The organism is Candidatus Eisenbacteria bacterium (assembly GCA_035577985.1).
Lineage (GTDB): Bacteria > Desulfobacterota > Binatia > DP-6 > DP-6 > DATJZY01.
The window spans coordinates 1-20,982 of sequence record DATJZY010000188.1 but is presented as its reverse complement, the minus strand read 5'-3'; the positions used below and the strand labels follow the sequence as shown (position 1 = coordinate 20,982).

The window sequence follows — 20,982 nt, the reverse complement described above, 5'->3', positions numbered from 1 at the left end:
GGCGGCGTGACGCTCCCCGCCGGCCTCGCCGATCTCTCCGACCCCGAGAGCTTCGTCGGCGGCGTCCCGCACGAGACGTTCCGCCGGCTGCGGCGCGAGGCGCCCGTGGTCTTCCATCCGGAGCGGAGCGGCCGCGGCTTCTGGGTGGTCAGCAAGTGGGAGGACATCCGCGCCGTGTCCCTCGACCAGGCGACCTTCTCGTCGTGGGAGGGCGGCATCATGATCCGTGACTACCCCGACGATCTCATGGCCGCGCAGCGCGAGACGCTGACGGCCATGGAGCCGCGGCGCCATCAGAAGCACCGCCGGCTCGTCTCCGGCACCTTCGCGCCCAAGGTGATCCGCGACCTCGAGCCGCGGCTGCGCGCCCTCGTGACCCGCGTGCTCGACGGCGTCGAGGCGCGCGGCGGCTGCGACTTCGTGACCGACGTCGCGGCCGAGCTGCCCGTCGTCGCCATCTGCGAGCTGCTGGGCGTGCCGTACGAGGATCGCGGCAGGATCGTCGCCTGGTCGAATGCGCTCGTCGGCGCGGACGATCCGGAGTACGCCGACGATCCGAGCCAGGCTCCCGTAGCGGCGATGCAGCTCGCGATGTACGCCCACGAGCTGGCGGAGACGCGGCGGCGCGAGCCGAAGGACGACATCGTCTCCGCCCTCCTGCGGGCCGAGGTCGACGGCGAGCGACTCTCCGAGGCCGGCTTCAACGCGTTCGTGCTCGTGCTGTCCGTCGCCGGCAACGAGACGACGCGGAACCTCATCGCGGGCGGCCTGCAGACGCTCTTCGAGCACCCGGCCGAGCGCGCGCGGCTGCAGAAGGATCTCTCGCTCCTGCCGACGGCGATCGAAGAGATGCTGCGCTACGTGCCGCCGGTCCTGCACTTCCGGCGCACCGCGACGCGCGACGTCCGCCTGCGCGGCGCCGACATCAAGGCGGGCGACAAGGTGACCGTCTGGTACGTGTCGGGCAATCGCGACGAGGACGTCTTCCCGGAGCCCGATCGCTTCGACGTCGGTCGCACGTCGAACGACCACCTCTCGTTCGGCTTCGGCTCGCACTACTGCCTCGGCGCCTCGCTGGCGCAGCTCGAAGCGCGCCTGCTGTTCGAGGAGCTGCTGACGCGCCTTCCCGACATCGCGCCCGCGGGCCCGCCCGAGCGCCTACGATCGAATCACATCGGCGGCATCAAGCACCTGCCGGTGCGCTTCACGCCGTCGGCGCGAAGGAGCGTCGCATGACCAAGGACGGGATGCTGGTCGCCGACAGCGACATGCACATCTTCGAGCCGCCGGACCTCTGGCAGCGCTACATCGCGCCCGAGTGGAAGCACGCGGCGCCGGTCGGCCTCACCGAGCTGCGCCGCGACATGCGGGTCAAGGTGAAGTCGCACGTGATCCTGCGCCTCGGCACGCAGCGTCCTTCGCGTCCGGGCGACGTGTGGAAGGCGTCGCACGAGAGCCCGTATACGCAGGCCGAGAGCCGCGGCTGGGATCCCGCCTCGCAGTACGATGCGATGGTCGCGGAAGGGCTCGACGCGGCGGTGATGTTCCCCACACGGGGCCTGTTCGTTCTCGGGCTCGATACCAAGCAGATGATGGGCACCGACGGCCTCGAGCCGGAGCTCGCCGCGGCCATCGCGCGCGCCTACAACGACTGGCTGGCGGATTTCTGCAAGCCGTATCCGGGGAAGTTCTACGGCGCCGGGATGGTCGCGCCCCATGACGTCACGTCCGCGGTCGAGGAGACGCGACGGGTGGTGCGGGAGTACGGCTTCAAGGCGATCTTCCTCTCGCCGGGCGCCGTCGGGCGCCGGCAGTGGCACGATCCGTACTACGACCCGCTGTGGGCCGAGTGCGAGAAGCTGGGCGTGCCGATCTCGTTCCACGGCGGCGGACAGAACTTCCTGAAGCCCGACTTCTCGCTCGAGATCTTCGACCGTCTGATGATGTGGCACACCTTCAGCCAGCCGCTCGGCATCATGGCCGTCGCCGTGAGCCTGTGCGCCGGCGGCGTCTTCGAGCGCTTTCCGAAGCTCCGCGCCGCGCTGCTCGAGGGCAACTGCTCGTGGGCCCCGTGGCTCTTCTATCGGCTCGACGAGCACTACGAGTGGGTGGGGGCGCTCGAAGCGCCCGACCTCACCATGAAGCCGTCGGACTACTTCCGCCGCAACTGCTGGCTCTCGGTCGAGGCCGACGAGGAGACGGTCGGGCAGTACGTCGAGCGCTTCGGCGACGACAACATCGTGTTCTCGACCGACTACCCGCACGCCGACTCGAAGTTTCCGCACGCGGTCGAGGCCTTCGGGACGCTGCCCCTGTCGGCCGCGTCGCGCCGCAAGATCCTGTGGGACAACTGGAGCCGGCTCTACGCGATCGAGGCGCCGCGCCGCTGAGCCCCGCTCAGCGGTAGTAGTGCCAGCTCTCCCCCGGCTCGAGCACCACGATCCGGTCCGGCGCGATCCCCGCCGCCTTCGCCTCGTCGCGGAAGGTCGCGATGGGGTCGCTCGCGTACCACACGAACGGCGATCCGCTGCCCGCGCCGTAGCCGATCGGCACGATACGGCGCGGATCGAGCAGCCGTGCCGCGTCGACGGCCTCGGCCGGTCCCATGGTGCGCTTGAGACCCATCAGGCGCTCGCCCCCGATCGGCAGGAAGGCGACGTCGAGGTGGGGAAACGCGGTCGCGATGTCCGCCATGCCGTCGAAGTAGCGCGTGTCGCCGGCGAAGTACGCGCGCGCGCGATCGGTGGCGAGCACGTACCCGTTCTCGGGCGCGGAGTGGTTGGACGGGACCGCGGTCACGTGGATCGGACCGACCTCGGTCCGATCCCACCAGTCGAGCGGCGTGACCTCCTTGAAGCCGAGGCTGCGGAGCGCGTCGGCGACGGCCGGCGGCCCGATCGCGCGGGGCACCTTCTTCGCGAGCTCGCGCAACACCTCGGGGTCGAAGTGCTCCGTGTGCTTGTGCGTGATGACGACGGCCGAGAGCTCGGGGAGGCCGCCGGGCAGGAGCCCGAGCGGCTCGGTCTGCCGGGTCGTGAAGCCGGAGTTGAACCACGGGTCGATCAGGACCCGCGTCTGCTCCATCTCGATGACGAGCGAGCCGTGCACGATACGCGTGACGCCGAGATCGGCGTCCGACGAATGGTAGGTGGCATTCTTCGGCAGCGGCAGGGCCGTGCACGCGGCCAGGAGGAGGAGCGAGGTCCACGACAGGTTCCGCATCAGACGGCTCCCTGCTGGCGGAGCGCCTCGTAGAGCACGATGGCGACCGCGTTGGCGAGGTTCAGGCTTCGCACGTGCGGGCCGTGGATGGGAATGGTGTAGGTGGCGTCGGGGTACGCGTCGCGGATTTCGGGCGGCAGCCCGCGGCTCTCGCAGCCGAAGACGAGGATGTCGTCGGGTGCGTAGCGGACCGTCGTGTACGACGGTCCCGGGGGGCGCGCCGCGAACAGGAGGAGCCGCCCGCGCGGTCGCCCGGCGAGGAAGGCTTCCCAGCTCGCGTGCCGCGTGAGCTGCACGTACTCCCAGTAGTCGAGGCCGGCGCGGCGGACGTGCTTGTCGTCGACGATGAACCCGAGCGGCTCGACCAGGTGGAGCCGGGTGCCCGTCGCCACGCACAGCCGTCCGATCGAGCCGGTGTTCTGCGGGATCTCCGGGGCGACCAGGACGACATGCACGGCGTCAGGCGAGCGTCACTCGCAGGGAGCCGACGGGAAGGACGAGCGTCCCCTCGGGGCCCGGGACGCAGTGGCGCATGAGCTCGTAGTAGGCGGGGCGCAGGAACCGCGCCTCGTGCCTGGCGTCCTTCACGCGGCAGTAGAGGACGTTGTCCGGACCCACGCGCAGCGTCGCCGGATCGAGCGGCTCGAGCGTCTCGTCGTTCAAGAGGATCTGGAAGCCGCGCGCGGGACCGCCTTCGACCTGCACGACCACCCACGGCGTGTCCTCGATCGTGACGTGCGCCTCGTCCTCGCCGAGGCGCAGGCGCGCGATGCCGTCGGCGTCGATCGTCATGGCCCTGGCGTACAGGCGGCAGATGGCCTTGTTCGGAATGATCTCGTCGTCGCAGTACCAGCGCCCGTCCTTGCCGAAGGTGATCCTGCCCGAGTGGATGGCGGTGAAGCCGGCGCGTGCCACGGTCAGTTCCATTCGGCGGTGTCGAGCACGATCGTGACCGGCCCGTCGTTCACCAGCGCGAGGGCCATGTGGGCCTGGAACCGTCCGGTCTGGACCGGGACCGCGCCGCGCCGGGCCTGCGTGACGAAGTGCTCGTAGAGGCTCTTCGCCCGCTCGGCCGGGGCGGCGCTCTGGAACGAAGGCCGCCGGCCCTTGCGGCAGTCGGCGTGCAGCGTGAACTGCGAGACCACGAGCAGCGCGCCGCCGACCTCGTCCACGGCTTTGTTCATCTGGCCGCGCTCGTCCTCGAAGATGCGCAGCCCGACGATCTTCTGGCACAGGCGATCGGCCTCGGCCTCGGAGTCGGCCGCCGACACGCCCAGCAGCACGCACAGGCCGCGGTCGATCTCGCCGACGACGTCGCCGTCGACCAGCACGCGTGCCTCGCGCACGCGCTGCACCACCGCTCGCACGACCGGCCTTGTAGCACCGCCCCCGACCCTCAGCTACACTCGCGCTCCGCGTTGATCCCCGACAACCTTCACATCGGTCCGATCCCGATCCACGTCTTCGGCATCTGCCTCGCGCTGGCGTTCCTCGCCGCGGGCAAGGTCGCGTCGCTCGAGTTCGAGCGCCGCGGCTGGGATCCGGACGCCGCCTCGCGCGCGCTCGTGTATGCGGCGGTCGGCGGCATCATCGGGTCGCGCCTGTGGGTGATCTTCGAGAGCTTCGGCGACTTCCTCGCCCATCCACTCGAGTACCTGCTCACGGGCAAGGGATTCGTCTTCTACGGCGGGCTCGCCGGCGGCGCGGCGGCGGTCACGTTCCTCTTTCGCCGGACCGGCATCCGCTGGCTCGCGGGCGCCGACGCGGTCGCGCCCGCGATCGTGATGGGGCAGGCGATCGGCCGCATCGGCTGTCAGCTCTCGGGCGACGGCGACTGGGGCATCGAGACGAAGCTCCCGTGGGGCATGGCGTATCCCTACGCGGTCGTCGGCTGGCCCTATCCGCCCGGCGTCCGCGTCCACCCGACGCCCGTCTACGAGACGATTCTCTACCTCGTCATCTTCGCGATCCTGTGGCGGATGCGAAGGCGATCGCCCCCCGAGGGGACGATCTTCGGCTGGTATCTGATCCTGTCGGCGACCGCCCGGTTCTTCGTCGAGTTCCTGCGCATCGAGCCGGTGATCGCCTTCGGGCTCACCTCGGCGCAGCTGACGGCGCTGGTCCTCGTGCCGATCGGCGTCGCCCTCGTGCGGCGACAGCGCACATGGCAAACCGCCGCGGCGTGAGGATCGCCGCCGTCACGGCGGCGATCGGCGTCGGGATCCTCGTCCTGGCGCTCTGGGGTCGGGGGCGATCGCTGGCGATGGCGCCCGACTTTGCACTGCCCGATCTCGCCGGGCAAGCCATTCGCCTCTCGGCATACCGCGGGCAGGTGGTGCTCGTGAACCTGTGGGCGACCTGGTGTCCGCCCTGCCGCGAGGAGATGCCGTCGATGGAGCGTCTCTACCAGCGCTTGAAGGACCGCGGCTTCGTCCTGCTGGCCGTCAGCCAGGACGAGGGCGACGTCGAGGGTGTCAAGAAGTTTGCCAAGGAGATGAAGATCACGTTTCCCGTCCTCGTCGATCCGCAAGGCGATGTGGGTCGGAACTACGGCGTCTGGGGCTACCCGGAGAGCTTCCTCCTCGACCGATCGGGACGGATCGTCGAGCGGGTCATCGGGCCGAGGACCTGGGACACCCCGAAGCAGGTGGCGGCCATCGAGGCCCTCCTGGCGACCGACACCGGCGTCTCCGGAACGCCCGGGCATTAGGCCTCTGCGAGGTGGTTTCGTCTCGGCCGCCGGCCGCGTATAACAGAGCACCAGAGCCCATTATGTTGATGCGCAAGCGACGAACCGGTGTGGGAGTGGCGATCGTCCTGGCGTTCCTCGCCGGTGTCGCCGCGTCGGAATTCCTGGAAGTCCGCAAGGTCGGAGCCGCCTCGAAGGAGTCGTACGAAGGCCTCGAGACGTTCACGAACATCCTCGCGATCATCCAGAAGAACTACGTCGACGAAGTGCCGACCAAGCAGCTGATCGAGGGGGCCATCAACGGCATGCTCACCTCGCTCGATCCGCACAGCGCGTATCTCACGCCCGAGCTCTACAAGGAGCTACAGGTCGAGACGAAGGGCAGCTTCGGCGGGCTCGGCATCGAGATCACGAACAAGAGCGGCATGCTCACGGTCGTGGCGCCGATCGAGGACACGCCCGCCTACCGCGCCGGGATCAAGTCGGGCGACGTCATCCTCAAGATCGACGGCGAGTTCACGAAGGACATGTCGCTGGTCGAGGCCGTGAAGCACATGCGCGGCCCCAAGGACACGAAGGTCCGCCTGACGATCAAGCGCGACAACCCGACGCAGGTCTTCGACGTCACGCTCACGCGCGAGGTCATCAAGATCCAGAGCGTCAAGTACAAGATGCTCGAGAAGGGCTACGCGTACCTCCGCCTGACGCAGTTCCAGGAGCGGACCGACGACGACCTCGAGCACGCCGTCCGCCAGCTCGACAAGGAGTCGGGCGGGTTGCAGGGCGTGGTGCTCGATCTGCGCAACAACCCCGGCGGGCTCCTCACGCAGGCCGTGAAGGTGAGCGACATGTTCCTCGACGCGGGGCTCATCGTCTACACCGACGGCCGCCTCGAGAACCAGAAGCAGAAGTACTTCGCACACAAGCCGAGCACGTGGTCGGACTTCCCGATGGTCGTGCTGGTGAACGGCGGCAGCGCGAGCGCCTCCGAGATCGTCGCAGGCGCCCTGCAGGACCACAAGCGCGCGCTCGTGCTCGGCACGACGACGTTCGGCAAGGGATCGGTGCAGACCATCCTGCCGATGGACGAGAGCTCCGCCCTGCGTCTGACGACGGCGCGCTACTACACGCCGAACGGCCGCTCCATCCAGGCGACCGGCATTGTCCCCGACATCACCATGGACCAGGGCACGAAGGTCGCGAAGGGCGACAACAACTCGTCGTCGGTGACGTCGCTGCGCGAGGCGAACCTGCCGCGTCATCTGGAGCACCCGCAGGGCGTGAAGGTCCCGGCCGACGGCGAGGAGGCCGAGCCGGACGCGTCCGACGCACCGGCGCCCGGCGTGAAGGAAGGCGAGCTCGGGTCCGATCCGCAGCTCGATCGCGCGCTCGAGCTCTTGAAGAGCTGGCAGGTCTTCAAGACCTTCGTCGCGAAGCGCGAAGACTAGGAACGCCGACCCAAGACTGTGTCTTGGGTCGGGGAGGACGGGAGACATGGGGCGTTCGCGGTATGCCGGTCGCGCGTTCCACGAGGCCGCGGTACTCGGTACCGACCCAAGACGCAGTCTTGGGTCGGCCTCCTAGCGTGGGCGTCGGGCTCCGACGCCAGCCGCGCGTTCTCAGCGTCTCGGAGCTCTCTGCGCGCATCGCCGGCGCGCTCGATGCCGAGATCGGCAAGGTCTGGGTCGCGGGCGAGCTGTCGAACTGCCGGCGCGCGGATTCAGGGCACCTCTACTTCAGCCTGAAGGACGAGACCGCCCAGCTCGACGCCGCCATGTTCCGGCGCGAGCTCATGCAGCTCGTCTTCGAGCCCACCAACGGCACCGAGGTGGTCGTGTACGGCCGGGTCGGCGTCTGGCGTGGTCGGTTGCAGATCTACGCGGACCACATGGAGCCGCTCGGCCTGGGGGCGCTGCGCCTCGCGTTCGAGCAGCTGAAGGCGAGGCTCGCGGCCGAGGGCCTGTTCGACCAGGAGCGCAAGCGGTCTTTGCCGCCGACGCCGGGCACGATCGGGCTCGTGACCGCGCTCGCGGGCGCCGCCGTGCACGACATGCTGCGCGTCCTCGGCGATCGCTGGCCGGCGGCGCGCGTCGTCATCCGGCCCGTGCGGGTGCAGGGCCCCGGCGCGGCCGAGGAGATCGCCCGCGGCATCGCCGCCCTCCACGCTCTCCCGGACGTCGAGGTGCTGGTGGTGGGGCGGGGCGGTGGCTCGCTCGAGGACCTGTGGGCGTTCAACGAGGAGGTCGTGGCGCGCGCGATTGCGGCGTCGCGCGTGCCCGTCGTCTCCGCCGTCGGGCACGAGGTCGACTTCACGATCGCCGACTTCGTCGCCGACGTGCGCGCACCGACGCCGACCGCCGCCGCGTCGCTGGTCGTGCCCGACCGCCGCGAGCTCGCGCGCCGCGTCGCGCAATGTCGCGACCGGCTGCGCGGCGGTCTCGAGCGGCGCCTGCACCTCGCGGGCACGCGGCTCGACGGCCTCGGCCGTCGGCTCGGCGATCCGCGGCGGCGGGTGGCCGACGCGACGCTGCGCGTGGACGACCTCGCCACCCGGGCGCGCCAGGCGCTCGTGCGCCGCGTCGCCTGGGATCGCCGCGAGCTCCGTCGCCTCGTCGCCGCGCTCGGCAAGCACGAGCCACGCGCCGTGCTGGCGGCGGCCCGGGCGCGCGTCGGGCACGATCGGGAGCGCCTGCAGCGCACGGTCGAGCGGCAGGTAGGGGCGGCGCGCGGCGCGTTCGAGCGCGAGCAGGCGCGCCTGGCGGCGTTCTCGCCGCTCGCCTGCCTCGAGCGCGGCTACGCCATCGTGCAGCGCGAGGACGCGCAGGGGACGGTCGTCCGGGATGCCACGACCCTCGCCCAGGGCGAGCCCGTCCGCCTGGTGCTTGCACGGGGCCGCGCGCGGGCGCACATCGACTCGACGGAGAGCTGAGACGAGATGGCCAAGGACGCATCCGCCACGCCGCGGTTCGAGGACTCCCTCGCGGAGCTGGAGGCCGTCGTGCGGCGCCTCGAGCAGGGGGAGCTGCCGCTCGAGGACTCGCTGGCGGCGTTCGAGCGCGGCATGGGGCTGGTGAGGGAGCTCTCGAAGCGACTCGAGGACATCGAGAAGCGCGTCGAGGTCCTGCTCGAGCGCGAGGACGGCACGCGCACGTTGCGGCCCCTCGACGACGAGGAGTGACGTGGACCTCGCCCGCTACCTCGACGGGCGCCGCCGACTCGTCGAGCGGGCGCTCGCTCGCGCCTTCCCGGCGACGCGCGCGACGCTCCGCCAGGCGATCCGCTACAGCCTGCTGGCCGGGGGCAAGCGCGTGCGCCCGATCCTCACCCTCGCGGCGGGCGAGGTCGTCGGCGCCGCGCCCCGCACGACCATGCCGTTCGCGTGCGCCCTCGAGCTGATCCACACCTACTCGCTCGTGCACGACGATCTGCCGGCCATGGACGACGACGATCTGCGCCGCGGGCGCCCGACCAGCCATGCCGTGTACGGCGAGGGCACGGCGATCCTGGTCGGCGATGCGCTCCTGACCGAGGCCTTCGGCGTCATGGCGCGCGCGCGTGGCGTGGCGCCGAAACGGACCCTCGCGGCGATCGACGAGGCGGCGCGGGCGGCGGGCGAGCTCGGCATGGTCGGCGGTCAGGCCCTCGATCTCGCCGCCGAAGGCACCTCGCCGACGCTCGCCACCGTGCGCGGCATCCACGCCCGCAAGACCGGGGCCCTCATCCGGGCCGCGGTCCGCGTCGGGGGCATCGTGGGCGGTGCGCCGCCGGCGACGCTCCGCCGTCTCACGCGCTACGGGGAGCAGCTCGGGCTCGCGTTCCAGATCGCCGACGACATCCTGGATGCGCTCGAGGACGGGGACGCCGACGGGCGCACCGACCGCGAGCTGGGCAAGGCGACGTACCCCGGGACGCTCGGCATGGACGGCGCACGCCGCCACGCGCATCGCGCCCGGGACGCGGCCACGGCCGCGCTCGCGCCCTTCGGGCGCCGGGCCGAGCCGCTCGCCGCGCTCGCCGCGTACGTCGTGGAGCGCGCGGACGTCGCGGCCGAGCGCGCCGCGCGTGCGTGAGCGGCGTGCGCCTCGACCGCCTGCTCGTCGACCGGGGGCTCGCGCCCAGCCGCGAGCGGGCGCAGCGGCTCATCATGGCCGGCGACGTGCTCGTCGACGACCGCCCGGTGACCAAGGCCGGCGCGCTCGTCGCCGACGACGCGGTCGTCCGGCTGCGGGTCGCGCCGTCGCCGTACGTGTCGCGCGGCGGGGAGAAGCTGGCGCCTGCGCTCGACGCCTTCGGGATCGACCTCGCCGGTCGCGTCGTCCTCGACGTCGGCGCCTCGACCGGCGGCTTCACCGACGTCTGCCTGCGGCGCGGCGCCCGCCGCGTGATCGCCGTCGACGTCGGTTACGGGCAGCTCGCGTGGACGCTGCAGACACACCAGCAGGTCACGATCCTCGACCGGACGAACGCGCGGAGCCTCGTGCCGGCCATGCTGCCCGAGGTGCCGGACGTGGCGGTGATCGACGTGTCGTTCATCTCACTCGCTCTGGTGCTGCCGGCCGTTGCGGGCGTGCTCGCGCCGGGCGGCGAGGTGGTGGCGCTCGTGAAGCCGCAGTTCGAGGTCGGAAAGGGCGAGGTGGGCAAGGGCGGCGTCGTGCGCGATCCCGCCCAGCGCGCGCAGGCGGTGGCGCGCGTACGGACGGCGGCCGAGGGGCTGGGCTTCGTGGTCCGGGGCGAGGCGGAGTCGGCGCTGGCGGGTCCGAAGGGGAACCGCGAGGTCTTCCTGTGGCTCAGTCGAGCGCGTGCGGATCGGAGCGGATGACGACGTCGTCGTACGAGGCCAGCTGATCGCCGTCCTCGTCGTAGATCCGCGCCAGGAGCATCGCCGACCGCGGCTCGTCGGGATCCCAGTGGGTCGCGTGCTCGATCAGCCGGCGACGCTTCTCCTGCGCCGCCTTGCGGGCTGCCACGGCGCGCTCCCACTGGTTGCGGCCGGGCAGGGGGTCCGGCGCGACGGGCGGAATGCCACCGCCCATGCCGAGGATGTGGTCCCGCAGGAGCGCCGCGTGCCCGTCTTCGGCGTCGGCGATCGCGCGCAGCTGCGCCGCCACCTGCGGATAGCGCGCCAGCTCGGCGTGCTGGCGCAGCACGATCGCCTGCGTCGCCTCGGCTCGATAGTCGTCGATCAGCTCCGAGAGCAGCTCCCGACGCGCCGTTCCCGATCCCAGCAGCCGCGACACGAAACCCATGGGCGCGAGGCACGTACACAGCCGGCCCCCCTCGAGTCAAATGCGCGCGGGGCCGGGGTTCCCTTCACCGGGGATTTCCGTTACGGTCGGCGTTCCATGGCGCGAATCACCGTCGAAGACTGTCTGGAGAGGGTCCCCAATCGCTTCGAGCTCGTCCTGCTCGCCGCCCGCCGGGCGAAGCAGCTGCTGAAGGGGGCCCGGCCGCTCGTCGAGTCCGACAACAAGGACATCGTCACCGCCCTGCGGGAGGTTGCCGAGGACAAGGTCCGGCTCCACTATGACGAGTGAGCCGGAGGCCGATGGCAAAATCGAAGGACCTCTATGGCATCCTCGGCGTCGAACGTAGCGCGAGCGCGGATGACATCCGGAAAGCGTACCGAAAGCTCGCGCGCAAGCACCACCCTGACGTAAACCCCGGCGACAAGAAGGCCGAGGAGCGCTTCAAGGAGATCTCGTTCGCGAACGACGTTCTCTCCGACGCCGCCAAGCGCAAGCTCTACGACGAGTTCGGCGAAGAGGGGCTCCAGTCGGGCTTCGATCCGCAGCGCGCCCGCGAGTACAAGCGGTGGGCGGAGAGCGGCCACGGGTTCTCCTTCGGCCGCGACGGCGAGGCGTTCGACTTCGGCGGCGCGCGCGTGCGCGCCGGCGAGGGTGGCTTCGCCGACATCCTGAACGAGATCTTCGGCTCCGGGGCGCGCGAGGCCTCGCAGCCGCAGGCCGGCGAGGACATCGAGCATCCGGTCGAGATCGGCCTCCTCGACGCCCTGCGCGGGGTCAAGATGCCGGTCACCGTGCGGCGTCCGGTCACCTGTGCGACGTGCCACGGAAGCGGGCGGGTCGGGCGCAAGGCCTGCACGACCTGCGGCGGCACGGGCACCGTCGAGAAGCGCGAGCAGCTCCAGGTGAAGATCCCCCCGGGGGTCGCCGACGGGGCGCGCGTGCGCGTGTCGGGCAAGGGCGGCGGCGGACGCGCGGGCGGCCAGACGGGCGATCTCTACTTCCGCGTCAAGGTGCGCCCGCACCCGCTGATCCAGCGCGACGGCAAGGACCTCACGATCGAGGTGCCGGTCACCGTGAGCGAGGCCATGCTCGGCGCCACCATCACCGTCCCGACGCCGCAGGGCGCGATCAAGCTGAAGGTGCCCGCAGGCAGCCAGGGCGGGCAGCGCCTGCGCGTCCCGGGCCGCGGCGCGCCCGACCCGAAGGGCGGATCGCCGGGCGATCTCTACGTCCGGCTCATGGTCCAGGTGCCGACCAAAGGCGAGCCCGAGCAGCTGCGCGACGCGCTCAGCGCCCTCGATCAGGCGTACGCGGGAGATCCACGCGCCGAGCTGGCGCTCTGAGACGGCCGGATCCGATGGCCGACACGCGCGAGACCACGCCGATCGAGGCCGAGGTCGTCGACGAGATCGCCGACGGCGAGGCGGGCGTTCCCGTCCCCGCGCCGGAGCCCGAGCTCGACGCCGAAGCGAAGAGCGTCGCCCCCGCGGGCGCGCTCGTCCCGCTCGACAACCTCCAGAAGTACCTCGGCGAGATCCGCCGCATTCCCGTTCTCACGCGCGAGCAGGAGCACGAGCTCGCGGTGCGCTGGAAGGAGAAGGGCGATCGCACCGCGGCGTGGTCGCTCGTCACGGCGAACCTCCGCCTGGTGGTGATGATCGCGCGCGACTACCAGCGCGCCGTCCACAACCTCCTGGACCTCGTCCAGGAGGGGAACGTCGGCCTGCTCGAGGCCGTGAAGCAGTTCGATCCCTACCGCGGCGTGCGCTTCCCGTCGTACGCGGTCTGGTGGATCCGGGCGTACATCATCCGTTACATCATGAACAATTGGCGGATGGTGAAGGTGGGCACCACGCAGGCTCAGCGCAAGCTCTTCTTCAACCTCCAGAAGGAGCGCGAGCGCCTCGAGCGCGAGGGCTTCTCACCCGAGCCGAAGCTCATCGCCGATCGCCTGGGCGTGAAGGAATCCGAGGTGGTGGAGATGGAGCAGCGCCTGTCGGCGCGCGACCTCTCGGTCAACGCGCCCATCGGGGACGACGACGGCGACACGACCTTCCTCGACCTGCTGGCCGGCCCGCAGCAAACCGCGGAGACGGTCGCCGACGAGGAGTATCACCAGCTGATCCGCGAGAAGGCGGCCGAGTTCAAGAAGACGCTCTCGGGCAAGGACCTCGTCATCTACGAGCGCCGCCTCGAGGCGCTCATGCGTGACGACGATCCCGCGACGCTGCAGGAGATCGGCGACGAGTACGGCATCACGCGTGAGCGCGTTCGGCAGATCGAGTCGCGTCTGAAGAAGCGGTTGGGTGCCTATCTGCGCGAGCAGATCCCGGACATCAGGGACGTCGAGTTCGGGGCCTGAGCGTGCGCGTCAGTCACCCGGCAGGCGGTGACACCAGCGGAAGAACGGCTTCTTGCGGCGCACCTTGCAGTGGCCCGTGCTCGGCTTGCAGATCGACGTGTGGCAGTCGTCGGGCGGGTCGCACACGACCGGGTCGCCGCTCGTGCAGGTGCCGGCCTCGCAGGTGTCGCCGCGGGTGCACTTGTTGCCGTCCCGGCAGGGCGTGCCGTCGGCCTTCGCATCGCCCTGGACGCAGCGGCCGCTGCCCGGATCGCAGACGACCTCACGACACGTGTCTTCGCCGCCCGAGCACACCTTGGGCGCGCCGCCGACGCAGGCGCCGGCCTGACACGTATCGCCCCGCGTGCAGAGGTTGCCGTCGTTGCACGACGTCCCGTCCGGCTTGGCGGGGTTCACGCACTGTCCGGTTCCCGGATCGCAGACGCCCGCCTTGTGACAGGCGTCGGTCGCCGGACACTTGAGGGTCGGTCCCGCCACGCACATGCCGCTGCGACAGACGTCGTTCTGCGTGCAGGCGTTGCCGTCGTCGCACGGCGAGCCGTTGGGCTTCTTCACGACCGTGCACTGGCCGGTGGCCGGATTGCACGTGCCGGCGTGGCACGCGTCGCTGCCGCCGCAGGTGATCGGGGCACCTGCGACGCAGGCGCCGGCCTGGCAGGTGTCGGCCTGCGTGCAGGCGTTGCCATCGCTGCACGCGGTGCCGTCGGGCTTCGGCGGGGCCGTGCAGGCACCCGTCTGGGGATCGCAGACGCCGTCGGCGCGGCATGCGTCGCCGGCCGGGCAGGTGACCGGCGCTCCGCCGACGCAGCTGCCGGCGCGACACGCGTCGTTCTGGGTGCACGCGTTGCCGTCGGTGCAGGCGGCGCCGTCCGCCTTCGCCGGGTTCGAGCACGCGCCGGTCGAGGGATCGCACACGCCGGCGTCGTGGCAGGAGTCGCCGGCCGTACAGACGACGGGCGCGCCCGGGACGCAGCTTCCGGCCTGACACGCGTCGCTCTGCGTGCAGGCGTTGCCGTCGCTGCACGCGGTACCGTCCGGCTTGGGCGCGTTGACGCAGGCGCCGGTCTGCGGGTCACACACGCCCGCCTCGTGGCAGGCGTCGCCCTCGGAGCAGGTGACGGGTGCGCCGGCGGCGCACCTTCCGGCCTGGCAGCTGTCGTTCTGGGTGCAGGCGTTCCCGTCGCTGCACGCGGCGCCGTCGGGCTTCGTCACGCTCGAGCAGGCGCCGGTGTCGGGGTTGCAGACGCCCGCCTCGTGGCAGGCGTCGGCGGCGGCGCACACGACGGGCGTCCCCGCCGTGCAGGCTCCGCCGTGGCAGGCGTCGTCCAGCGTGCAGGCGTTGCCGTCGTTGCACGGCGTGCCGTCGGGTTTGGGGGCGGTCATGCACATGCCGGTGTGCGGGTCGCAGAACCCCGCCTCCTGGCAGGCGTCGCCGCCGCCGCACACGACCGGCGTGTGCTGGCAGCCGTTCACGTCGCAGGTGTCGATCGTGCACGGGTTGCCGTCGTCGCACGAGCTGTTGCCGAAGCGCAGCATCGTCGCCGTTGCGAGGTCGGCCGAGACGCAGTCCGCTCCCGTCGTCATGCCGTCGGTCGCAGTCACGACGATCTCGATCGGTCCGGGCGAGAGCGAGGACAGATCGACGCTGCAGGGCAGGCTGCCCTGCCACGCGACCTCGAGCGCGGCCGTCGGCAGCTCGGGCGTGAGCCCCGCGGCGTCGACGGGCCCGGCGATGGCGCCCGAGGCGCAGAGATCGGGGTCGTCGAAGCTGTTGCCGCCGAAAGCGTCGTACAGCGGCACGACGTGGTCGACGCCGTCGGCCGTGACGACCGCGTAGGCCCACGCCATCAGCGTGCGCGCCTCGACCGGGAATCCGGTGCTCTTGCGGATCCCGACCATGTTCGCGCCGGGATGCAGGAGCGAGAGCGCGCGGGCCAGCGGGACTTCGAAGTTCGAGATGAGCGGCGTGCACGTGCAGAGGGGGCCGTCGGCCTCGGGCACGACGCTGGCCGCCGTGGTGTCGTTGATGACGAGCTCGAGCGTGTCCTGCGTCATCGTGCAGGACGTGGCGAGCCAGACGAACCGTACGGATGAGACGCGGGTGCCGTCGTGGATCGCGACCCGTCCCGAGAGCGGCAGGCCGTTCGGGTTGGTCAGGGTGACGTCGGCGTCGAGATGGCCCTGGCCATCGTCGACCACCGCGGCGATGTCGACGCGCACGCTGCACGCGTCGGGCTCGCCGTCGCCGTCGGCATCCTGCTGCAGCGGATCGGCCACCGCGGGACAGTCGTCGCACAGGTCGCCGACGCCGTCGCCGTCCTGGTCGGCCTGGTCCGGGTTGGCGATGCCGGGGCAGTTGTCGTTGCCGTCGCAGACGCTGTCGGCGTCGGCGTCGACGCTGTTCGGGCACGTGTCGCAGGCGTCGCCCACGCCGTCGCCGTCGGTGTCGGTCTGCTGCGGGTTCGGGAAGGCGGGACAGTTGTCACAGGCGTCGCCCATGCCGTCGCCGTCGGTGTCGGCCTGCGTCGGGTCGGCCGCGAACGGACAGTCGTCGTTCTGGTTGCAGATGCCGTCGCCGTCGTCGTCGAACGCGCCGGGGCCCACGCACCAGTCGCATGCGTCGCCGACGCCGTCGCCGTCGAGGTCGGTCTGCGTCGGGTTGTAGGTGTCGACGCAGTTGTCGCCGTCGTCGCAGATGCCGTCGCCGTCGGTGTCGGGGGTCCCGAGACACGGGTCGCAGGCGTCGCCGAGGGTGTCGTTGTCGCTGTCGAGCTGATCGGCGTTGGCGACGCTCGGGCAGTTGTCGCAGGCGTCGCCCACGCCGTCGCCGTCCTGGTCGAACTGGTCGGCGTTCGCGGTCAAGGGGCAGTTGTCGCAGCCGACGCCGAAGCCGCCGACGCGGCCGTCCTGATCCGGGTCGGGGCCGCCGATCATGCCGACGTACACGAAGTCGCCGGGCATGTCGCAGGTCGAGCGCGGGGCGCAGGCGAGGTGCGTGTTCCACGGAAAGCCGTCGTACAGGCACGCGCTCGAGGACGCGGCGCCGTCGGTCGCCCCGACGCGCACCCAGGCGATCGACATGGAGTCGTTGCCCGGGCGGACGCGGATGCGGGCGCTGTTGCAGGTGCTGTCGTGCAGGAGGGCGAGCGTGGTGGGATCGGTGAGGGTCACCACGAGCGGCGTCGTGTTGCAGGTGCAGCCGTTGGTCGACGGGACCGACGCGACCAGGGACTCGTTCAGGTAGAGGTCGACCGTGTGGGCGCCGGGCGCCGTGCAGTCCGAGTGGCCCACCTCGAAGGTCACGGCCGTGGGGGTCGCGTGCGCGCGCGGCGCAGCGACGATTCCGATCACCCCTACCAGAATGCTGACGACGGCGTGGCGTGCCAGTCGCATGGCGAGAACCTCCCCGGCTCGCTCACGAGCCTGGGACTACTGGAACAAGAACCGGACCAATTGCAGCGGCGCGATTTCCCTGGACAAGAGCGGACAAGAGCGTCGCGCCGGCGTCGCTCGCGAGCGGAAATGCAACGCTCGGTGGCGCGAGCGCTCCAGCCGACGGCGCGGCGGTGCTCGCAGCGAACGACCTGCGCTCCGCCTTGATTTTCCGGGCCCCGCCCAGCAGACTCCCCCGTCTGGCACGCCTGTGCCGTCGCCGCGTTCGCGGCCGGCAGATCAATCGAGAGGGGTCTCACTCATGATGCACGGAGGTCGAGTCGTCGCCCGGGCGCTCAAGCGCGAGGGCGTGCAGTACGTGTTCACGCTGTGCGGTGGACACGTCATGTCGATCTACGACGGATGTCTCGACGAGGGCATCGGGATCATCGACGTGCGCCACGAGCAGTCGGCCGCGCACGCCGCCGACGGCTGGGCGCGCGTGACCGGGCAGCCGGGCGTCGCGATCGTCACGGCGGGACCGGGGCTCACCGACGCCGTCACGGGTGTCGCGACCGCGTGGCGGGCCAACATCCCCCTCATCTGCATCGGCGGGCAGGCGCCGCGCGCGTTCCAGGACATGGGCGGCCTGCAGGACATGGCCCACGTCGATCTCATGCGGCCGATCACGAAGTGGGCGGTGTCGGTCCCCGCCGCGAACCGGCTGGGCGAGTACGTCGCCACGGCGTTCCGCGTGGCGACCACCAACGTGCCCGGACCCGTCTTCCTCGAGATGCCGCTCGACCTCCTGTTCGACAACGTCGACGACAAGGACGTCGTCGAGTGGCAGCACACCCGCACCCAGGCCGGCGTCGCCCCCGACCCGCACTTCATCGAGGCGGCGTTCGAGTACCTGCGGGGCGCCCAGCGCCCGGCGTGCCTGGTGGGCTCGCAGCTCTTCTGGTCCAAGCGACGCGACGCCTACCCGGAGTTCGTGAAGACGTTCGGCATGCCGGTCTACGTGAACGGCCAGGCGCGCGGCAGCCTCGACCCGGACGATCCGCACTGGTTCCTCCAGACGCGCAAGGACGCGCTCAAGAAGGCCGACGTCGTCCTCATCTTCGGGACGCCGCTCGACTTCCGCATCGGCTACGGCCGCGAGCGCGTCATCAACCCGGCCGCCAAGCTGATCCAGGTCGATCTCGACGGCCGCGAGCTCGGCCGCAACCGGCCCTGCGACGTCGGCATCATCGGCGACACTGGGCTCGTCATGGCGGCCCTCACGCAGCTCGCCAAGGACTCGAAGTTCACGCCCGAGCTGTCGCGCCCGTGGCTGGCGGAGCTGCGCGCGATCGAGAAGAAGAAATGGGAAGGACTCGCGCCGCAGCTGACGTCCGACGAGGCGCCGCTCAACCCGCTGCGCGTGTGCGCCGAGGTCGACACGTTCCTCACCAAGGACACGATCGTCATCGGCGACGGCGGCGACTTCGTCGGCTCGGCGGCCAACGTGCTGCGGCCGCGCGGGTTCGGGCACTGGCTCGACGCCGGCCCGCTCGGGACGCTCGGCGCGGGCCCCGGCTACGCCATGGCCGCGAAGCTCGCCTCGCCCAAGAGCGACGTCATCATCATGTACGGCGACGGGGCCTTCGGCCTCAACATGATGGAGTTCGAAGCCTGCATCCGCCAGAAGATCAACATCGTCGGCATCATCGGGAACGACGCTGCGTGGACGCAGATCCTGCGCGGCCAGGTGCAGATCTACGGCCCGGACCGCACGCCCGCCTGCAAGCTCGCGCCGACCCGCTACGACCTCATGATCGAGGCGATGGGCGGACACGGCGAGTGGGTGGAGCGGCCCGACCAGCTCCGTCCGGCGATCCAGCGCGCGCTCGGCGCGGGCAAACCCGCGGTGGTGAACGTCCGCATCGGGGCCAGCGACTTCCGCAAGGACGCCATCTCGGTGTAGGAGCGGCGGGGGCATGGCCGTCGATCGCAGCGCGGGCATCGTCGTCATCGGCAACGAGATCCTGTCGGGGAAGGTCACCGACACCAACTCGCCGTTCCTCGCGCGCGAGCTGCGCAAGCTCGGCGTCACGCTCCAGCGCATCACCACCATTCCCGACGAGATCGACCTCATCGCCGCGACCGTGAAGGAGTTCTCCGAGCGCTACGAGATCGTCTTCACGTCGGGTGGCGTCGGACCCACGCACGACGACGTGACGATGGAGGGCGTCGCGCGGGCCTTCGGCCGCAAGGTCGTCCGGCACCCCGAGCTGGACAAGCGCCTGCGCGAGTTCCTGGGCGCCAACGCCAACCCGGCGCGCATGCGGATGGCCGACGTGCCCGAGGGCACGGAGCTGGTCCTCGATCAGCGCCTCGGCTTTCCCACCATCAAGTGCGAGAACGTCTACGTCCTGCCGGGCATCCCCGAGATCCTCGAGCAGAAGTTCCTCGCCCTGAAGGAGCGGTTCGTCGCCTCCCCGTACCATCTGCGCGTGGTCTTCACCCGCGACGGCGAGGGCTCGATCGCCGAGCACCTGAATGCCACGCTGGCGAGGTTTCCCGCGCTCCTGCTCGGCTCGTATCCGAAGCTGGGCGACCCTGAATACGCCGTGAAGCTGACGCTGGAATCGAAGGACCAGGCCTACGTCGAGGCGGCCCTGGCCCACCTCCTCTCGCTGCTGCCCAAGGAAACGGTCGTCCGGACCGAGTAGCGTCCGACCGGCCGATGGGCTAGACGGGACCTGGCGTGCAGCCCGATCCCGCGAGGCCGGGACCGCAAGGAGGAATCATGATGGGGTGGAGGATGTTGATGGCCGCTGCCGTGCTCGTCGCGGGTCTGGCCGCTCCGCGTCCCGTGCGCGCCGAGTTCGCCGAGGATGCGGGCTGGGGCGTGCTCACGGTGCTCGCGAACGTCGGCTACATGCCGGCCAAGATCGTGTACTCGGTGGTCGGCGGGCTCACCGGCGGCTTCGCGTACGTCTGCACGGGCGGCGACACCGAGACGGCATCGAACGTCTGGTCACCGGCGATGAGCGGCACCTACGTGCTGACGCCGGCGATGATCCGTGGCGAGGAGTCGATCGCTTTCGCGGGGCCGATGACGCCGGCAGCCGAGGCCGCCGCGGACCCGGTGGCCGACGCGGCGCCTGCGGACGAGGGAGCGCCGGCGAACGCGCACGGCCGGCAAGACGAGCGTCTGCCCTCGAGCTGATCGCGACCAGGTGCGCGCCCGCGGTCCTTCGGCTAGGGTCCGGATCGCGTGCGGGGTGCGCGTGATGCGTTGATCACGGGCTGCGGGGTCCAGTCCCCCGTCGGTTTGGGTGTGTCGAGCTTCTGGGAGGGTCTGCTCGCGGGCCACACCGCCGCCCGCCGCATCGAGCGCTTTCCCGCCGCCGATCTCGCGCCGAACGTCGCCGCGGAGATCTCGTGGGACGACGGCGATCCCGACCGGGCCGGCGCGCTCGCCCTGCGCGCCGCGCACGAAGCCCTCGACGACGCGGCCCTGGGTCGCGGGGTGGCCGCGCCCGAGCGCCTCGGGGTCGCGCTCGGGACGACGCTCGGGGGCATGACCATCCTCGAGGCGTGGGATGCCGCCGTGCGCGCGGGCGGGGGATCCGTCGCGGGCGTCGAGCAGATTCCGTACTACGCGCCGGCGACGCGGCTCGCCCGGCACGTGGGCGCGCGCGGCCCGGTCGCGACGCCGCAGCTCGCGTGCGCGTCGGGCACGCACGCCGTGGCGCTCGCGGCGTCGTGGGTCCGCGCCGGTCGCGCCGACGTCGTGCTCGCCGGCGGGACCGATCTCCTGTGCCGGTTCGTGGTCGCGGGGTTCAACTGCCTGCGCGCCACGTCCGAGGTGGCGCGGCCGTTCGATCGGGACCGCAAGGGCCTCGTCCTCGGCGAGGCGGCGGCGATCGTCGTGGTCGAAGCGCGCCAGCACGCCGAGGCACGCGGCGCCCGCGCGCGCGCCTGCGTCGCCGCCGCCCGCCGCGGCCGGCCGGGCCCCGGCCCGCGAGGCAGCCGCTGCGCCCGCTGCTGCTGCCACGCATCCCGCGGTCCAGGGCCCGCGCCCGGAGCAGGCTGCTGCGATC

The 20,982-nt window shown here is 71.3% G+C and carries 22 protein-coding genes; 16 read left to right on the top strand and 6 right to left on the bottom strand.

Annotated features, from left to right (window positions below):
• Nucleotides 1–6: 6 nt before the first annotated feature.
• Nucleotides 7–1,236, top strand: a complete 1,230-nt coding sequence (locus tag VMS22_26115) for a cytochrome P450 (protein ID HXJ37518.1) — start codon at nucleotides 7–9, stop codon at nucleotides 1,234–1,236.
• Nucleotides 1,233–2,390 (top strand): amidohydrolase family protein, encoded by a 1,158-nt coding sequence (locus VMS22_26110; GenBank protein ID HXJ37517.1) that lies wholly within the window; start codon nucleotides 1,233–1,235, stop codon nucleotides 2,388–2,390. Before VMS22_26115 ends, VMS22_26110 begins: the two co-directional genes overlap by 4 nt.
• A 7-nt stretch (nucleotides 2,391–2,397) precedes the next feature.
• Here VMS22_26110 and VMS22_26105 read toward each other — a convergent pair whose 3' ends face one another.
• From VMS22_26105 to dtd, 4 genes are read right to left on the bottom strand one after another with little or no spacing between them, the layout of a single operon-like run.
• On the bottom strand, nucleotides 2,398–3,222 hold the full coding sequence (locus VMS22_26105) for an MBL fold metallo-hydrolase (GenBank protein ID HXJ37516.1): 825 nt from the start codon (nucleotides 3,220–3,222) through the stop codon (nucleotides 2,398–2,400).
• Nucleotides 3,222–3,677: a tRNA (cytidine(34)-2'-O)-methyltransferase gene (locus VMS22_26100; GenBank protein ID HXJ37515.1), complete on the bottom strand. Its 456-nt coding sequence runs from the start codon at nucleotides 3,675–3,677 to the stop codon at nucleotides 3,222–3,224. The genes VMS22_26105 and VMS22_26100 overlap by 1 nt, the downstream gene beginning before the upstream one ends.
• 4 nt (nucleotides 3,678–3,681) lie before the next feature.
• The gene (locus tag VMS22_26095) at nucleotides 3,682–4,137 is read right to left on the bottom strand and encodes a hypothetical protein (GenBank protein ID HXJ37514.1); all 456 of its coding nucleotides are present in this window, start codon (nucleotides 4,135–4,137) and stop codon (nucleotides 3,682–3,684) included.
• A 2-nt stretch (nucleotides 4,138–4,139) separates the two neighbouring features.
• Nucleotides 4,140–4,589: a D-aminoacyl-tRNA deacylase gene (dtd, locus tag VMS22_26090; protein ID HXJ37513.1), complete on the bottom strand. Its 450-nt coding sequence runs from the start codon at nucleotides 4,587–4,589 to the stop codon at nucleotides 4,140–4,142.
• A 51-nt stretch (nucleotides 4,590–4,640) separates the two neighbouring features.
• On the opposite strand from dtd, the gene VMS22_26085 reads away from it, so the two are divergent.
• The 7 genes from VMS22_26085 (at nucleotide 4,641) to VMS22_26055 (ending at nucleotide 10,730) form a co-directional block, all read left to right on the top strand.
• The gene (locus VMS22_26085; protein ID HXJ37512.1) at nucleotides 4,641–5,408 is read left to right on the top strand and encodes a prolipoprotein diacylglyceryl transferase; all 768 of its coding nucleotides are present in this window, start codon (nucleotides 4,641–4,643) and stop codon (nucleotides 5,406–5,408) included.
• The gene (locus VMS22_26080) at nucleotides 5,405–5,932 is read left to right on the top strand and encodes a TlpA disulfide reductase family protein (GenBank protein ID HXJ37511.1); all 528 of its coding nucleotides are present in this window, start codon (nucleotides 5,405–5,407) and stop codon (nucleotides 5,930–5,932) included. Before VMS22_26085 ends, VMS22_26080 begins: the two co-directional genes overlap by 4 nt.
• A 68-nt stretch (nucleotides 5,933–6,000) precedes the next feature.
• Nucleotides 6,001–7,359, top strand: coding sequence for a S41 family peptidase (locus VMS22_26075; GenBank protein HXJ37510.1), 1,359 nt, complete (start codon nucleotides 6,001–6,003; stop codon nucleotides 7,357–7,359).
• A 137-nt stretch (nucleotides 7,360–7,496) separates the two neighbouring features.
• On the top strand, nucleotides 7,497–8,840 hold the full coding sequence (xseA, locus tag VMS22_26070) for an exodeoxyribonuclease VII large subunit (protein HXJ37509.1): 1,344 nt from the start codon (nucleotides 7,497–7,499) through the stop codon (nucleotides 8,838–8,840).
• A 6-nt stretch (nucleotides 8,841–8,846) separates the two neighbouring features.
• Complete coding sequence (locus VMS22_26065; GenBank protein ID HXJ37508.1) at nucleotides 8,847–9,089, top strand: exodeoxyribonuclease VII small subunit; 243 nt, start codon at nucleotides 8,847–8,849, stop codon at nucleotides 9,087–9,089.
• Nucleotide 9,090: 1 nt separating this feature from the next.
• On the top strand, nucleotides 9,091–9,981 hold the full coding sequence (locus VMS22_26060) for a farnesyl diphosphate synthase (protein ID HXJ37507.1): 891 nt from the start codon (nucleotides 9,091–9,093) through the stop codon (nucleotides 9,979–9,981).
• Complete coding sequence (locus VMS22_26055) at nucleotides 9,978–10,730, top strand: TlyA family RNA methyltransferase (protein ID HXJ37506.1); 753 nt, start codon at nucleotides 9,978–9,980, stop codon at nucleotides 10,728–10,730. The genes VMS22_26060 and VMS22_26055 overlap by 4 nt, the downstream gene beginning before the upstream one ends.
• On the opposite strand, the gene VMS22_26050 is transcribed toward VMS22_26055, so the two are convergent.
• Nucleotides 10,699–11,157, bottom strand: coding sequence for a hypothetical protein (locus VMS22_26050; GenBank protein ID HXJ37505.1), 459 nt, complete (start codon nucleotides 11,155–11,157; stop codon nucleotides 10,699–10,701). The genes VMS22_26055 and VMS22_26050 overlap by 32 nt on opposite strands.
• Nucleotides 11,158–11,253: 96 nt before the next feature.
• On the opposite strand from VMS22_26050, the gene rpoZ reads away from it, so the two are divergent.
• From rpoZ to VMS22_26035, 3 genes are read left to right on the top strand one after another with little or no spacing between them, the layout of a single operon-like run.
• On the top strand, nucleotides 11,254–11,445 hold the full coding sequence (rpoZ, locus tag VMS22_26045) for a DNA-directed RNA polymerase subunit omega (GenBank protein HXJ37504.1): 192 nt from the start codon (nucleotides 11,254–11,256) through the stop codon (nucleotides 11,443–11,445).
• Between the two features lie 11 nt (nucleotides 11,446–11,456).
• The gene (locus tag VMS22_26040) at nucleotides 11,457–12,500 is read left to right on the top strand and encodes a J domain-containing protein (GenBank protein ID HXJ37503.1); all 1,044 of its coding nucleotides are present in this window, start codon (nucleotides 11,457–11,459) and stop codon (nucleotides 12,498–12,500) included.
• Between the two features lie 14 nt (nucleotides 12,501–12,514).
• A complete protein-coding gene (locus VMS22_26035; GenBank protein HXJ37502.1) occupies nucleotides 12,515–13,519 on the top strand; it encodes an RNA polymerase factor sigma-32 in 1,005 nt (334 codons plus the stop codon).
• A gap of 9 nt (nucleotides 13,520–13,528) precedes the next feature.
• On the opposite strand, the gene VMS22_26030 is transcribed toward VMS22_26035, so the two are convergent.
• Nucleotides 13,529–16,912, bottom strand: a complete 3,384-nt coding sequence (locus VMS22_26030; GenBank protein HXJ37501.1) for a thrombospondin type 3 repeat-containing protein — start codon at nucleotides 16,910–16,912, stop codon at nucleotides 13,529–13,531.
• 304 nt (nucleotides 16,913–17,216) lie between these two features.
• On the opposite strand from VMS22_26030, the gene VMS22_26025 reads away from it, so the two are divergent.
• From VMS22_26025 to VMS22_26010, 4 genes are all read left to right on the top strand, one after another.
• The gene (locus tag VMS22_26025; GenBank protein HXJ37500.1) at nucleotides 17,217–18,857 is read left to right on the top strand and encodes a thiamine pyrophosphate-binding protein; all 1,641 of its coding nucleotides are present in this window, start codon (nucleotides 17,217–17,219) and stop codon (nucleotides 18,855–18,857) included.
• 13 nt (nucleotides 18,858–18,870) lie between these two features.
• Complete coding sequence (locus tag VMS22_26020) at nucleotides 18,871–19,605, top strand: competence/damage-inducible protein A (protein HXJ37499.1); 735 nt, start codon at nucleotides 18,871–18,873, stop codon at nucleotides 19,603–19,605.
• Nucleotides 19,606–19,685: 80 nt separating this feature from the next.
• Nucleotides 19,686–20,105 (top strand): hypothetical protein, encoded by a 420-nt coding sequence (locus VMS22_26015; GenBank protein HXJ37498.1) that lies wholly within the window; start codon nucleotides 19,686–19,688, stop codon nucleotides 20,103–20,105.
• A 111-nt stretch (nucleotides 20,106–20,216) separates the two neighbouring features.
• Nucleotides 20,217–20,982 (top strand): beta-ketoacyl synthase N-terminal-like domain-containing protein (locus VMS22_26010; protein HXJ37497.1); only part of this gene is annotated, 766 nt, incomplete at its 3' end.

Bases quoted from the DNA above. Each gene is read 5' to 3' on its own strand.
- VMS22_26110 (HXJ37517.1), top strand. From the start codon at position 1,233: ATGACCAAGGACGGGATGCTGGTCGCCGACAGCGACATGCACATCTTC.
- VMS22_26105 (HXJ37516.1), bottom strand. From the start codon at position 3,222: ATGCGGAACCTGTCGTGGACCTCGCTCCTCCTCCTGGCCGCGTGCACG.
- VMS22_26075 (HXJ37510.1), top strand. From the start codon at position 6,001: ATGCGCAAGCGACGAACCGGTGTGGGAGTGGCGATCGTCCTGGCGTTC.
- VMS22_26065 (HXJ37508.1), top strand. From the start codon at position 8,847: ATGGCCAAGGACGCATCCGCCACGCCGCGGTTCGAGGACTCCCTCGCG.
- VMS22_26050 (HXJ37505.1), bottom strand. From the start codon at position 11,157: ATGGGTTTCGTGTCGCGGCTGCTGGGATCGGGAACGGCGCGTCGGGAG.
- rpoZ (HXJ37504.1), top strand. From the start codon at position 11,254: ATGGCGCGAATCACCGTCGAAGACTGTCTGGAGAGGGTCCCCAATCGC.
- VMS22_26040 (HXJ37503.1), top strand. From the start codon at position 11,457: ATGGCAAAATCGAAGGACCTCTATGGCATCCTCGGCGTCGAACGTAGC.
- VMS22_26035 (HXJ37502.1), top strand. From the start codon at position 12,515: ATGGCCGACACGCGCGAGACCACGCCGATCGAGGCCGAGGTCGTCGAC.
- VMS22_26030 (HXJ37501.1), bottom strand. From the start codon at position 16,912: ATGCGACTGGCACGCCACGCCGTCGTCAGCATTCTGGTAGGGGTGATC.
- VMS22_26025 (HXJ37500.1), top strand. From the start codon at position 17,217: ATGCACGGAGGTCGAGTCGTCGCCCGGGCGCTCAAGCGCGAGGGCGTG.
- VMS22_26020 (HXJ37499.1), top strand. From the start codon at position 18,871: ATGGCCGTCGATCGCAGCGCGGGCATCGTCGTCATCGGCAACGAGATC.
- VMS22_26015 (HXJ37498.1), top strand. From the start codon at position 19,686: ATGGGGTGGAGGATGTTGATGGCCGCTGCCGTGCTCGTCGCGGGTCTG.